Genomic DNA, 12,662 nt, shown 5'->3' on the forward strand with positions numbered 1-12,662 from the left:
GGACATTATGAAATGTAAACTCTTTTTAGCTCTGCTTCTTACCCTTTCTTTTGGAGCCTCAGCCGCTGAAAAAACACAGGATTTAGATGGCGCTAAGTTTGGTGAGGATTGGCCGTTAACTTTTGAAAAAGCTACGGTGTCTTGTGTCAACGGTAAATATGCCTTTGTGTACGACAAAGCAACAGATGACCGATACCCATTAAATGGTTTTGCGATTGATGGAGTAAAGTCTGGAAAGCTTGAGGGGAGCAATATTGATACTGTTTGGAAAGATAGCCCGGAGTATGCAGGCGTAAAAATTCCTTTGGATCCTGTAATGGATGCTGCAACAGCACTTTGGGAATAATTAGAGTTGCCTCGGTGACATTATGACTGTAAGTAAGCAAAAAAATGGCAAATGGTTATGCGAGCTCTATCCAAATGGTCGAGAAGGGCGGCGTATACGTCGGCAATTCAATACCAAAGGTGAGGCCGAGGCATTCGAAGCATTTACGAAAAGTGAGAGTGAGGATAAGCCGTGGCTCGGCAAGAAAGAAGACCGCCGACGCTTAAGTGAGATTATCCAGCTTTGGCATAATTTACACGGACAGGCACTGGTCGCCAGTAAGTCGCGGTTAGCTAAACTTCAAATCGTGTGTAATGGACTTGGTGACCCTATTGCATCCCGCCTTACTGCTAAAGATTGGGCTCATTACCGTGACCGCCGACTTCGGGGGGAGATAGATAATGGCTATCATAAAGACCCGGCAAAATGGATTGCTAAACCGATAACTGTCAATCGTGAGCAACAATATCTTGAGGCTGTATTTAATGAGCTCAAAAGGCTAGGGGAGTGGAGCTTACCAAATCCACTTGATGGAGTCCGTGTTTTCAAGGAAGCCGAGAAAGAAATGTCTTGGCTCACTTTGTCTCAAATTCCGAAATTGTTTCAGGCATGCGAGCAATACGGAAAAGAAGACCTCACCATGATTGTTAAGATTTGTCTTGCAACAGGTGCTAGATGGGGTGAGGCTGAGAGGTTGACACGTCCCCAGCTCTCGCCACATAAACTGACCTTCACCAAAACAAAAGGGAAAAAGAATCGAACCGTTCCGATCCCAAAATGGTTGTATGACGAATTATCTGAAAGGCAGGGAAAGATGTTTAAGCCTTGCTATCAGGAGTTTAAAAAGATGCTCAAACTAACGGATATCGAACTGACGGAAGGGCAAAAGACACACGTTCTGCGTCATACCTTCGGAGCTCATTTTATGATGAATGGCGGGAATATTCTTGTGCTGCAACGTATACTCGGTCATGCGAATATTCGTGAAACTATGAAGTATGCACATTTCTCCCCGGAGCATCTTGAGGAGGTTGTAACATTTAATCCTTTAACATTATGTAATGGTTTTAAATGGAAAGATTAATTATGCGTATATTGTTAGTTTATTTTAACGCTGTTGGATTTAAATTTAATAACGGCTGCGTCTATTGTAAACCATAAAGACCACCTATGGCCGTCTTTATGGTTTGTGTTTTTTTCTTATGATGGTAATTCTATTTCATCATGATCATCAACTTTTTCAAAGTCACCGGCTTTAATTGGGACAGGTTTAAGTTCAATTTCACCGAAACCCATTGGGAAAAGACTATGAGTAGTGTCTTGTTTGCAAAAATAAGATACCAAATCAAATCCACAGGAAACTTTTTTTATAAAGTCATCTGATAGTAAAATGCATAAAAAAGATGAGTCTTCTTTTGTTTCTGTGTTTTTCTTTGTTGTCTTGGGGTGAATTATGTCATTTCTAAGTGACTCAAGGCTTTTAAAATCTTGCCATAGTTTTGAACCTTTAGGTGAATCACAATTTAAAATAGACGGTAGGATTTTATCTATTTTTTCACTTGTTGGTATATATCGCTCAATTAGCTCTTTGCTATAGGATTCTTTGATTCCCTTGGCATTGTTTTTTTCATAAACATAATCATGTGGTATGCATATATTTGCAAAAGACTCAATTGCAGTATACATAGAAATAATGGCCGTCTGAATTGATTCAAAGTAATTATAGAGTCTCGGCAGGTCTTTGTCGGAAATTTTAAAGTTTTTATGTTTGGTTTTGTGTATTTTTCCAAAAAGACTTTTATATATAGAATTGGATTTTGAGAGCTCTTTTTTTGCTGAGGATAAGAATATAGAAACGTTATTTGGGGTGAAAAAACTAACTGTCGCACCAGATAATGTGGCTTTATCTGACATTTGCAATGTCAAATTTAAATTTTCTTCTTCTATTCTTGCTATGATTGGTCTCTGCATCCTGATATCGATAATCTGGATTGTATCCTTTTTTGACACGTTCTTCTCCGTGGATGTTTTGTGGTTAAAAAACAATGCTAATTTTAGGATGTTGGGTTTTTAAAAACTGACAACTACTTGGTAATACCTGATTCGTGCAAAAATAATTTTGAAGCTAATAATTACATTATATCAGGTAAAAATCATATAATGCGTATCAATATTACAACATATACGGAAATTTTCCAACTACCTCATGTGTTAGCGTTTCACTCGGGTATACTAAAGTCTGTGTGGTATAAAGCTTTAAGTGGCGGCAAAGTGGCGGCGGAGGTTGCAGAATATTGCAATTCACTGCATTAAAAATTAAATTAACTAATTGTTTTTATTATAATTATATGTTTTTTATGTGGTTTTATTGGGAGCGTCTTAACTAAGATTTCGCTTAAGCGACATCCTGTTAAGAAGGGCTGGCCAATTGGCTGGCCCTTTTTTTATCTGTTTGCTCGTGTTTTAAGGGGTAGTAATCACCACTGCGACGCGGCGGTTCTCGGCGCGGCCCTGGGCGGTCTTGTTACTGGCTATGGGATATTTTTTTCCTAAACCCTGTGTGGTGAGATTGCTGCGTGGAATTTGTCCACCCATAGCCCATGCATCGGCCACGACATTCGCCCGTTTCAATGATAAGCCTTCGTTGTAACTGTCTTCACCATAGTTATCGGTGTGTCCATCCATACGGGCATGTGTTAGCCCTGTCGAGGCCAATTTGGCTGCCATGGTTTGGATCTGTTGCTGGCTTTCCGGGAGCAATTTGTAGTCATTTTTTGCGAACAGAATGGCATCTGATAAGCCCAGCGACCAGTCGCCGGCGGATTCAGTAAATCCATAAGATTGCATAGCGGCGACTTGCTCAGGAGTAAACTTTCCCTGAGGGGACTGGCAGCCAGTCAGTATTAGTGAGGTGAAAATCAGGGGTGCTACCAGGTGCTTTATCATATCGATATATCCTTGTTATCTCACCAGCTTTTCGGCACGCTGGTGTTTGGCCTGATACATATTGTGATCGGCAAGCTCTTGTAATTTTTCCGCAGAGGCGTGCTCAATGGTCATCGCGTAACCAATGCTTAATGTCATGGTGGTCTGATGGCCATTATGAAGATCAAACGGGAGATTAAAGATTTGTGTCAGTGCTGAGCATATCTGCTGCACTTCAGATTCTGACTGTACATCATAGAGCACCATAGCGAATTCATCGCCGCCCAGGCGGTATGCTTTATGTCGCAGCCCGCCAAATTCAGCTAACCGTTTTGCGATTTCAATCAAGACCCTATCGCCCGTCGCATGACCCCAGGTATCATTGATGTATTTGAAATTATCGCCATCAAGAAATAGTAACGCCGACGTTTTTCGGGCATCGGAATTGTTCATCAACGTGTTGATGCCGCTACGAAACGCTGCGCGGTTAGCCAGCCCGGTTAATGGGTCATGTAGCGCGGTACGTAGAAGCTGCGCATTTTTAGCCTGTAAACGAAGCTGCCACTCTTCCATTTCATCCAGCAGACTGTTGAAGTCGAGAGCGAAGCGGTGAAACTCAGCGATACGTTCTTCCGAAACTCGTCGGGAAAAATTGCGGTTGGAACGCACATCATGTACGACATCGGTGATATTTTTCAGTGCTTCCACCAGGCCATTGTGCAAATGGCGGGTGAGGGTAATTGCGATTCCTGATGCCAGCAGAATACAACCGGTCAGTACGGCGAGCGAAAACCAGATAAAATGGCTGATTGAACTGTCGCGAGCGGTTAAGCGTACTTCGCCAATGGTTTCGCCATTGTGACGAATCGGCTGAATGATGGGGGCAGGGAAGAGCCAGTGGCTTATGAAATTGCTGAAAGTATCGCCTGGATCCTTACGGGTGTAATGCCAGGATGCCAGAATATTTTGCTGCTTATCACGTACTTCTGCAGTTGAAAATTGCCCTTGCTGGCCCAGCGCTGCCAGTGTTTCAGTTGCTGCAGGGCCATCGGCAAAAACGACAGCTGCTTCCAGACTGTAAGTCATTGTTGCTGCTGTCAGTGCCAGGTTTTTTTGCGCGTACTGTTTCAGGGTCAGCACCGAGGTCACGGAAAGCAGCAACCAGATCAGCATCATAGTGATAAATATGCTGGTCATACTGATGTTGCGTAATGCTCTTTTAAACGTGGGGCGCTTATTAAGAGAATTATCGTTATCCATCATTTTTCTTCCGTGCGAGCATTAAGACATCCGGGTTGACCTTTACACCGCTACGCGATAAGGCATCCAGGTTTACGGCAAATCTGACGTCATTATTGTGGATGATCAGACAAAAGGCGCTACCAATAATGCACTCGGTATTTTGTTCGGCAATTAATAATAACGCCTTTGACGGATATTGTTCGGTTAATTCCATCTGGAATGTCGGTGACTCGTTGCCAAAATAAAAACCATTGCAGCCTGAAATCATCGCCTCTTGTTGAGTGTGAATGATGACAGGCAGATAAGGCAAAGATGTCGCGGCATTCTCTTGTAGGGCGGTACTAAAACGTGAAGATGAAAAGATACATAACTTTGGTGGCCCTGATAGCGCAGGCCAGCGGGTGTAACTGACAATACCGGAAACCATCATACGCACGTTTTTCGCAACGTCAGAAGGCTCCTGAGCGAGTATTGGTGCTCCCGTCAGCAGGAGAATCAGAAGTAAGAACAGTCGGTGAGAAAAACGCATTCAGGGATCCCCACCATCTTCGCTCGAAATGCATCGATATTTTTTCAGAATGCTCATTAAAATATCATTTTTTGATGCGATCGTCATCAATGTGAGAAATAAAACACAATGAGTAAAATCTTATGTTTAATTTATTTGTGGGGTTTTAATTAATTTAATCGTATTGTGCTGGCATTTTCATCAGCCCCTTTTTGCCATACTTCATGCAGTTGGCTGGCATTTTCAACATTGTTGCAGCTGGCAGGAAAGCTTTTACCGGAAAGTCCCCGGGCATAAGTAAAATCGGTCTGGCAAGTTTTCTTTTGTCCTTCGGCATATCCTTTAAGGTATAGACCGCGATCCGCCTGTGAATCGCTAAATGCATCGTCATCTTTTATGGCGCTGCCCGATATCGCATCTTCCATACCAACATCATACCAGTCGGTGCTGGTCAAGGTTGGCGCGTGAGTATAAGGATCAATCTGACATCCGCTAACCAGTAAAGCCAACAAGGGGGCGATAAACTTTTTCATCATTTCTTTCTCCTTTTTCAAAGCATAGCGGATTGTTTTCAAAGGGAGTGTAAATTTATCTATACAGAAGTAAGGGTTGAAATCGCGACTAAATTGCATGTGTAAATAAAAATGTACGAAATATGGATTGAAAACTTTACTTTATGTGTTATCGTTACGTCATCCTCGCTGAGGATCAACTATCGCAAACGAGCATAAACAGGATCGCCATCATGCAAAAAGACGCGCTGAATAACGTACATATTACCGACGAACAGGTTTTAATGACTCCGGAACAACTGAAGGCCGCTTTTCCATTGAGCCTGCAACAAGAAGCCCAGATTGCTGACTCGCGTAGAACCATTTCAGATATTATCGCCGGGCGCGATCCTCGTCTGCTGGTAGTATGTGGTCCTTGTTCCATTCATGATCCGGAAACTGCTCTGGAATATGCTCGTCGATTTAAAGCCCTTGCCGCAGAGGTCAGCGATAGCCTCTATCTGGTAATGCGCGTCTATTTTGAAAAACCCCGTACCACTGTCGGCTGGAAAGGGTTAATTAACGATCCCCATATGGATGGCTCTTTTGATGTAGAAGCCGGGCTGCAGATCGCGCGTAAATTGCTGCTTGAGCTGGTGAATATGGGACTGCCACTGGCGACGGAAGCGTTAGATCCGAATAGCCCGCAATACCTGGGCGATCTGTTTAGCTGGTCAGCAATTGGTGCTCGTACAACGGAATCGCAAACTCACCGTGAAATGGCCTCCGGGCTTTCCATGCCGGTTGGTTTTAAAAACGGCACCGACGGCAGTCTGGCAACAGCAATTAACGCTATGCGCGCCGCCGCCCAGCCGCACCGTTTTGTTGGCATTAACCAGGCAGGGCAGGTTGCGTTGCTACAAACTCAGGGGAATCCGGACGGGCATGTCATCCTGCGCGGTGGTAAAGCGCCGAACTATAGCCCTGCGGATGTTGCGCAATGTGAAAAAGAGATGGAACAGGCGGGACTGCGCCCGTCTCTGATGGTAGATTGCAGCCACGGTAATTCCAATAAAGATTATCGCCGTCAGCCTGCGGTGGCAGAATCCGTGGTTGCTCAAATCAAAGATGGCAATCGCTCAATTATTGGTCTGATGATCGAAAGTAATATCCACGAGGGCAATCAGTCTTCCGAGCAACCGCGCAGTGAAATGAAATACGGTGTATCCGTAACCGATGCCTGCATTAGCTGGGAAATGACCGATGCCTTGCTGCGTGAAATTCATCAGGATCTGAACGGGCAGCTGACGGCTCGCGTGGCTTAAGAGGTTTATTATGGTTGCTGAATTGACCGCATTACGCGATCAAATTGATGAAGTCGATAAAGCGCTGCTGAATTTATTAGCGAAGCGTCTGGAACTGGTTGCTGAAGTGGGCGAGGTGAAAAGCCGCTTTGGACTGCCTATTTATGTTCCGGAGCGCGAGGCATCTATGTTGGCCTCGCGTCGTGCAGAGGCGGAAGCTCTGGGTGTACCGCCAGATCTGATTGAGGATGTTTTGCGTCGGATGATGCGTGAATCTTACTCCAGTGAAAACGACAAAGGATTTAAAACACTTTGTCCGTCACTGCGTCCGGTGGTTATCGTCGGCGGTGGCGGTCAGATGGGACGCCTGTTCGAGAAGATGCTGACACTATCGGGTTATCAGGTGCGGATTCTGGAGCAACATGACTGGGATCGAGCGGCTGATATTGTTGCCGATGCCGGAATGGTGATTGTTAGTGTGCCAATCCACGTTACTGAGCAAGTTATCGGCAAATTACCGCCTTTACCGAAAGATTGTATTCTGGTTGATCTGGCATCAGTGAAAAATGGACCATTACAGGCCATGCTGGCGGCGCACGATGGCCCGGTACTGGGGTTACACCCGATGTTCGGCCCGGACAGCGGTAGCCTGGCAAAGCAAGTTGTGGTCTGGTGTGATGGACGTAAGCCGGAAGCATACCAATGGTTTCTGGAGCAAATTCAGGTCTGGGGCGCTCGGCTGCATCGTATTAGCGCTGTCGAGCACGATCAGAATATGGCGTTTATTCAGGCTCTGCGCCACTTTGCTACTTTTGCTTATGGGCTGCATCTGGCAGAAGAAAATGTTCAGCTTGAGCAACTTCTGGCGCTCTCTTCGCCGATTTACCGCCTTGAGCTGGCGATGGTCGGGCGACTGTTTGCTCAGGATCCGCAGCTTTATGCCGACATTATTATGTCGTCAGAGCGTAATCTGGCGTTAATCAAACGTTACTATAAGCGTTTCGGCGAGGCGATTGAGTTGCTGGAGCAGGGCGATAAGCAGGCGTTTATTGACAGTTTCCGCAAGGTGGAGCACTGGTTCGGCGATTACGCACAGCGTTTTCAGAGTGAAAGCCGCGTGTTATTGCGTCAGGCGAATGACAACCGCCAGTAATAATCCAGTGCCGGATGATTCACATCATCCGGCACCTTTTCATCAGGTTGGATCAACAGGCACTACGTTCTCACTTGGGTAACAGCCCAATACCTTCATTGAACGGGTAATTTCCCCTAACTCTTTCAATGCTTTTTGCATTTCCGCTGATTCAAGATTGGCCTGAATATCCAGATAAAACATCTCTTCCCATGGATTACCGTGAATCGGGCGTGATTCCAGACGGGTCATAATCAGATTGTGGTTGCGCAGCACCAGCAACGCTTCAACCAGCGCACCGGCTTGTTGCCCGGTCGCCATTAACAACGTCGTTTTCGCCGGAACCTGGTCAGACACGTTAATGGCTTTACGTGCCAACACCACAAATCGGGTGAAGTTTTGTTGCTGATTCGCTTCAATACGCTCCAGTACCTGCAAACCGTACAAAGTGCCGCCAGCTTCGCTTCCCAACGCAGCAACATGCGGTGATTTTGCCTGTGCAACCTTTTCCATTGCCGCAGACGTACTTTCGGTATATTCAATCTTCCAGTGAGGATAACGATTAAGGAATTTGCTGCATTGCTGGAATGGCTGCGGATGGCTGTAGACCGTATTAATGGTGGATAAATCAGTCGTGCCGGAGACCAACAAACAATGGTCGATAGTTAACGTCATCTCGCCAACAATCGACAAGCTGGTATGTTGCAGCAGATCGTAAACGTCGTTTATGGCACCGGAGCTGGTATTTTCAATCGGTACGACGGCATAGTCGGCCTGGCCGGTTTCCACCTGATTAAAAATATCGGCAAATTTGGCGCAGCCACTTTCAATGAATTGCTCAAAGTGACGGGCAGCATACTGGCGCGCCGCAAGATGGGAATAAGAACCTTTGGGGCCGAGAAAAGCGATGCGTGCTGAGTGCGGATTAATTTTATTGAGATGTTGCTGGAGCAAAGCCTGCTGAGTTAATACGGAATCTTCAATGATGAGCTGGAACAGGCGAGTAATGTAATGGGCGTCCAGATGGTGCGCTTTACCGAGCGTAATTAATCTTTCCAGTAAATCGCGTTCACGATCAATATCTCGTACCGGGCGATGCGAGAGCAGTTTGGCTTTTCCTACCTCGACGGCCAATTCGCGCCGCTCTGCTAGTAATGCTAATAATTTTTCATCCAGCGCGCTGATTTTCTCTCGCAGCGCCAGTAACGGGTTTTCCGATGTCATAGTGTTGCCTTTTTGTTATCAATAAAAAAGGCCCCCCGATTTGGGAGGCCTTATTGTTCGTCTTCGCATTCTGTTTCACACGACGAAACGCCTCCCATTCAGGGGAAGGTAAAAAAGAATGCGAAGAAAAACGGTGTGTGTTTCATGTTTGTTTCCTTAAGTGACTTTAGTACAGTACCCGTACTGTTTTCACGCTGTCAACAAAAAACGCGCCCGAAGGCGCGTTGGCGATACACTCAATATAAAGGACTACTCTTCTTCAACTTCTTCGACGAAGTTGGCGTCTTTCACCGATGTTGCGGCACGACGTGCTTCGCCTTTGTGCTGCAGTTTATTGAGCTGCCGTTCCAGCTTGTTGATCAATTCGTTAATTGCAGTGTACATATCTTCATGTTTACCACTGGCAACCAGAACGCCGTTAGGTGTATTGATTGTGGCGTCAGCAACAAACCCTTGTGGCTCTTTGGACAGAATGATATGTGGATTAATCAGATGTGTTTGCCATTTTTCCAGTTTGGCGAGACGGTCTGCGACATGTTGGCGGATGGCCGGAGTAATTTCCATTTGTTTGCTGGTAATGTTCATTGTCATAAATTTTACCTCTTGTCTTCCCGTCTTGGTGAATTCAGCATACCGCTCCTGATGTCAAAATGTGTGATGGGAATCTCATAATTTTGTCACTTTTTGTCAACGAATCTTTTTTGTGAGAAATCGCAGGAAGAGGTGTTTTTTTACTTGAGGAATATCTCAAAGCGAGCCATATTTGATGAGATCGATAGTGACTAAATCGCTTCAGTTTCACAACTAACAGAATAAAAAAACGGCAGCTCAAGGGCTGCCGTTTTGTATTTCAGGTTTCTGTTATGTATTGCTGCTGTTTGCGGCGATGATTTTCGCTACTTTTTCAGCTTGCGCATTCATCTGCATCTGACGGTATGCATTTTCCATCAGCGGCAGCGCATCACGCGTAGCCTGGGTATCCGGGTAGTCGCGCAACATTCCTTCTACGCGGTTAACGACGGCAACCCATGCGCCACGTTCTGTATAGTACTCGGCCACGGAGTATTCATATTTCGCCAGACGATCTTTCAGGAATACCAGACGTTTGGTGGCATCGGTGGTGTACTGACTGTTTGGATAGCCGCGCACCAGTTTGGAAAAGTCACTAAACGCAGCTCGTGCATGTTGAGGATCGCGATCGCTACGGTCAACGCCAAAGAACCCTTGCAGCGCACTGTCATCCAGCGCCATATTGGTCAGGCCACGCATGTACATGACATAATCGATATTCGGATGGGTCGGGTTAAGGCGAATAAAACGATCGATGGCAGCCTGCGCTAACGGCAAATCGGCGTTTTTATAGTAGGCGTAGATGAGATCCAGCTGCACCTGCTGCGAATACGGACCAAACGGATAGCGATTATCTAACGCTTCCAGTTGCGTTATTGCCTGTCTCCAGTTACCGTCCTGCAGCTTTTGTTGTGCAGTCGCGTAAATTTCATTTGGCGGATTATCAGGTACTTCTTCCTTTGACCCCGAGCAACCCGCCAAAAACAGGCTTAGTGTGGCGGCTGCCACCAGATATTTCATGCGCGTCATGACGTTTTGACTTTCCTCAAAATGTAATACGGGAGATTCTCTGTTCCTGCTCCCGGTTAAGACCAGCTACAATAGCACACTATATTAAACGGCAAAGCCGTAAAACCCCAACGATAAACGAAGAAGCAGTATATATGGCACAACGAGTACAGCTCACTGCAACGGTGTCCGAAAACCAACTCGGTCAACGCTTAGATCAGGCTTTGGCCGAAATGTTCCCGGATTATTCACGTTCGCGAATAAAAGAATGGATCCTCGACCAGCGCGTGCTGGTAAACGGCAAAGTTTGTGATAAGCCGAAAGAAAAAGTATTGGGTGGCGAGCAGGTTGCCATCAACGCTGAGATTGAAGAAGAAGCGCGTTTTGAACCGCAGAATATCCCGCTGGATATCGTCTATGAAGATGAAGATATCATCGTCATTAATAAACCGCGCGACCTGGTGGTACATCCTGGCGCGGGTAACCCGGATGGCACGGTACTGAATGCGTTGCTTCATTACTATCCGCCCATTGCCGATGTACCGCGTGCGGGCATCGTCCATCGTCTGGATAAAGACACCACTGGCCTGATGGTTGTGGCAAAAACTGTTCCGGCTCAGACGCGTTTAGTCGAATCTTTGCAAAGGCGTGAAATTACTCGTGAGTATGAAGCGGTGGCAATTGGTCATATGACTGCTGGCGGTACAGTAGATGAACCAATCAGCCGCCACCCGACCAAACGTACTCACATGGCGGTGCATCCCATGGGCAAACCGGCGGTCACTCACTATCGCATCATGGAACACTTCCGTGTGCACACGCGTCTGCGGTTGCGTCTGGAGACTGGACGTACGCACCAGATCCGCGTGCATATGGCCCATATCACTCATCCGCTGGTGGGCGATCCGGTTTATGGTGGCCGTCCGCGTCCGCCAAAAGGTGCTTCGGAAGCATTTATCTCCACGCTGCGTAAATTTGACCGCCAGGCGCTACATGCAACCATGTTGCGTCTTTATCACCCGATCTCCGGCATCGAAATGGAATGGCATGCGCCTATTCCACAAGATATGGTGGAGCTGATTGAGGTGATGCGCGCCGATTTCGAAGAGCATAAGGATGAAGTGGACTGGTTATGAGTAAGCTGATTGTCCCGCAGTGGCCGCTGCCAAAAGGTGTTGCGGCCTGTAGCTCTACTCGTATCGGCGGCGTGAGCTTGCCCCCGTATGACTCACTCAACCTCGGTGCCCATTGTGGCGATAACCCGGATCACGTTGAGGAGAATCGCAAGCGACTTTTTGCTGCGGGCAATTTGCCTTCTAAACCGGTCTGGCTTGAGCAGGTACACGGCAAAGATGTGCTTAAGCTTACTGGCGAACCTTATGCCTCAAAACGAGCTGATGCCTCTTATAGCAATACGCCTGGCACGGTTTGCGCAGTGATGACTGCCGACTGCCTCCCTGTGCTGTTTTGCAATCGAGTGGGAACGGAAGTCGCCGCCGCTCATGCTGGCTGGCGTGGACTGTGCGCAGGCGTGCTGGAAGAGACGGTTTCCTGTTTTGCTGATAATCCGGAAAATATTCTCGCCTGGTTAGGGCCGGCAATTGGTCCACGCGCGTTCGAAGTGGGGGTGGAGGTTCGCGAGGCGTTTATGGCAGTAGACGCTAAAGCAAGTGCAGCTTTCATTCAGCATGGTGATAAGTATCTGGCGGATATTTATCAGCTTGCCCGGCAGCGTCTGGCGAACGTGGGTGTTGAGCAAATTTTCGGCGGCGACCGTTGTACATATACGGAAAATGAGACTTTCTTCTCTTATCGTCGCGACAAGACCACCGGTCGTATGGCAAGTTTCATTTGGCTGATATAACCTAAAGAATCAAGACGATCCGGTACGCGTGATTTTCTTTTCACATTAATCTGGTCAATAACCTTGAAT

Annotated in this window: 15 protein-coding genes and 1 other annotated feature; of the genes, 6 read left to right on the forward strand and 9 right to left on the reverse strand. The window is 46.6% G+C overall.

Annotated elements, in window-relative coordinates; all coding sequences use genetic code 11:
* The first annotated feature begins 7 nt into the window (after positions 1 to 7).
* A complete protein-coding gene (locus tag HGD79_RS21800) occupies positions 8 to 346 on the forward strand; it encodes a DUF2511 domain-containing protein (protein WP_001394631.1) in 339 nt (112 codons plus the stop codon).
* Between the two features lie 22 nt (positions 347 to 368).
* Positions 369 to 1,409: a site-specific integrase gene (locus HGD79_RS21805; RefSeq protein ID WP_168848502.1), complete on the forward strand. Its 1,041-nt coding sequence runs from the start codon at positions 369 to 371 to the stop codon at positions 1,407 to 1,409.
* Positions 1,410 to 1,525: 116 nt separating this feature from the next.
* Here the strand turns inward: HGD79_RS21805 and HGD79_RS21810 are convergent, their stop codons facing one another.
* The 5 genes from HGD79_RS21810 to HGD79_RS21830 form a co-directional block, all read right to left on the reverse strand.
* Complete coding sequence (locus HGD79_RS21810) at positions 1,526 to 2,335, reverse strand: hypothetical protein (protein WP_001394629.1); 810 nt, start codon at positions 2,333 to 2,335, stop codon at positions 1,526 to 1,528.
* A gap of 453 nt (positions 2,336 to 2,788) precedes the next feature.
* A complete protein-coding gene (locus HGD79_RS21815) occupies positions 2,789 to 3,271 on the reverse strand; it encodes an OmpA family protein (protein ID WP_000589828.1) in 483 nt (160 codons plus the stop codon).
* Positions 3,272 to 3,286: 15 nt separating this feature from the next.
* Entirely contained in the window at positions 3,287 to 4,513 is a 1,227-nt protein-coding gene (dgcN, locus tag HGD79_RS21820) for a diguanylate cyclase DgcN (protein WP_000969032.1), read from the reverse strand.
* Entirely contained in the window at positions 4,503 to 5,021 is a 519-nt protein-coding gene (locus tag HGD79_RS21825; RefSeq protein WP_001212391.1) for a YfiR family protein, read from the reverse strand. The genes dgcN and HGD79_RS21825 overlap by 11 nt, the downstream gene beginning before the upstream one ends.
* 149 nt (positions 5,022 to 5,170) lie before the next feature.
* The gene (locus HGD79_RS21830; RefSeq protein ID WP_000976004.1) at positions 5,171 to 5,536 is read right to left on the reverse strand and encodes a DUF2799 domain-containing protein; all 366 of its coding nucleotides are present in this window, start codon (positions 5,534 to 5,536) and stop codon (positions 5,171 to 5,173) included.
* Between the two features lie 209 nt (positions 5,537 to 5,745).
* Here HGD79_RS21830 and aroF point away from each other — a divergent pair, with 209 nt between their 5' ends.
* Together aroF and tyrA are read left to right on the forward strand one after the other, a co-directional pair.
* A complete protein-coding gene (gene aroF, locus HGD79_RS21835; RefSeq protein ID WP_001168054.1) occupies positions 5,746 to 6,816 on the forward strand; it encodes a 3-deoxy-7-phosphoheptulonate synthase AroF in 1,071 nt (356 codons plus the stop codon).
* Between the two features lie 10 nt (positions 6,817 to 6,826).
* Positions 6,827 to 7,948 carry a bifunctional chorismate mutase/prephenate dehydrogenase gene (gene tyrA, locus HGD79_RS21840; protein ID WP_000225202.1) on the forward strand — a complete coding sequence of 374 codons (1,122 nt, stop codon included), beginning with the start codon at positions 6,827 to 6,829 and terminating at the stop codon, positions 7,946 to 7,948.
* 42 nt (positions 7,949 to 7,990) lie between these two features.
* Here the strand turns inward: tyrA and pheA are convergent, their stop codons facing one another.
* From pheA to bamD, 4 genes are all read right to left on the reverse strand, one after another.
* Complete coding sequence (pheA, locus tag HGD79_RS21845; protein ID WP_000200116.1) at positions 7,991 to 9,151, reverse strand: bifunctional chorismate mutase/prephenate dehydratase; 1,161 nt, start codon at positions 9,149 to 9,151, stop codon at positions 7,991 to 7,993.
* A 21-nt stretch (positions 9,152 to 9,172) separates the two neighbouring features.
* Positions 9,173 to 9,298, reverse strand: a sequence feature (Phe leader region).
* A complete protein-coding gene (pheL, locus tag HGD79_RS21850) occupies positions 9,250 to 9,297 on the reverse strand; it encodes a pheA operon leader peptide PheL (RefSeq protein WP_001386991.1) in 48 nt (15 codons plus the stop codon). (Overlaps the previous feature by 48 nt.)
* A 102-nt stretch (positions 9,299 to 9,400) precedes the next feature.
* The gene (gene raiA, locus HGD79_RS21855; protein WP_000178456.1) at positions 9,401 to 9,742 is read right to left on the reverse strand and encodes a ribosome-associated translation inhibitor RaiA; all 342 of its coding nucleotides are present in this window, start codon (positions 9,740 to 9,742) and stop codon (positions 9,401 to 9,403) included.
* A gap of 270 nt (positions 9,743 to 10,012) precedes the next feature.
* Entirely contained in the window at positions 10,013 to 10,750 is a 738-nt protein-coding gene (gene bamD / locus HGD79_RS21860) for an outer membrane protein assembly factor BamD (protein ID WP_000197686.1), read from the reverse strand.
* Positions 10,751 to 10,884: 134 nt separating this feature from the next.
* Here bamD and rluD point away from each other — a divergent pair, with 134 nt between their 5' ends.
* On the forward strand, positions 10,885 to 11,865 hold the full coding sequence (gene rluD / locus HGD79_RS21865) for a 23S rRNA pseudouridine(1911/1915/1917) synthase RluD (protein ID WP_001592513.1): 981 nt from the start codon (positions 10,885 to 10,887) through the stop codon (positions 11,863 to 11,865).
* Positions 11,862 to 12,593: a purine nucleoside phosphorylase YfiH gene (yfiH, locus tag HGD79_RS21870; protein WP_000040149.1), complete on the forward strand. Its 732-nt coding sequence runs from the start codon at positions 11,862 to 11,864 to the stop codon at positions 12,591 to 12,593. The genes rluD and yfiH overlap by 4 nt, the downstream gene beginning before the upstream one ends.
* Positions 12,594 to 12,662 lie beyond the last annotated feature (69 nt).

The sequence above is a fragment of the Escherichia sp. SCLE84 genome (assembly GCF_012584495.1).
Classification (GTDB): Bacteria; Pseudomonadota; Gammaproteobacteria; order Enterobacterales; family Enterobacteriaceae; genus ECMA0423.

Bases quoted from the DNA above. Each gene is read 5' to 3' on its own strand.
- dgcN (WP_000969032.1), bottom strand. From the start codon at position 4,513: ATGATGGATAACGATAATTCTCTTAATAAGCGCCCCACGTTTAAAAGA.
- HGD79_RS21825 (WP_001212391.1), bottom strand. From the start codon at position 5,021: ATGCGTTTTTCTCACCGACTGTTCTTACTTCTGATTCTCCTGCTGACG.
- HGD79_RS21805 (WP_168848502.1), top strand. From the start codon at position 369: ATGACTGTAAGTAAGCAAAAAAATGGCAAATGGTTATGCGAGCTCTAT.
- rluD (WP_001592513.1), top strand. From the start codon at position 10,885: ATGGCACAACGAGTACAGCTCACTGCAACGGTGTCCGAAAACCAACTC.
- tyrA (WP_000225202.1), top strand. From the start codon at position 6,827: ATGGTTGCTGAATTGACCGCATTACGCGATCAAATTGATGAAGTCGAT.
- bamD (WP_000197686.1), bottom strand. From the start codon at position 10,750: ATGACGCGCATGAAATATCTGGTGGCAGCCGCCACACTAAGCCTGTTT.
- pheA (WP_000200116.1), bottom strand. From the start codon at position 9,151: ATGACATCGGAAAACCCGTTACTGGCGCTGCGAGAGAAAATCAGCGCG.
- HGD79_RS21800 (WP_001394631.1), top strand. From the start codon at position 8: ATGAAATGTAAACTCTTTTTAGCTCTGCTTCTTACCCTTTCTTTTGGA.
- yfiH (WP_000040149.1), top strand. From the start codon at position 11,862: ATGAGTAAGCTGATTGTCCCGCAGTGGCCGCTGCCAAAAGGTGTTGCG.
- HGD79_RS21815 (WP_000589828.1), bottom strand. From the start codon at position 3,271: ATGATAAAGCACCTGGTAGCACCCCTGATTTTCACCTCACTAATACTG.
- HGD79_RS21830 (WP_000976004.1), bottom strand. From the start codon at position 5,536: ATGATGAAAAAGTTTATCGCCCCCTTGTTGGCTTTACTGGTTAGCGGA.
- raiA (WP_000178456.1), bottom strand. From the start codon at position 9,742: ATGACAATGAACATTACCAGCAAACAAATGGAAATTACTCCGGCCATC.
- aroF (WP_001168054.1), top strand. From the start codon at position 5,746: ATGCAAAAAGACGCGCTGAATAACGTACATATTACCGACGAACAGGTT.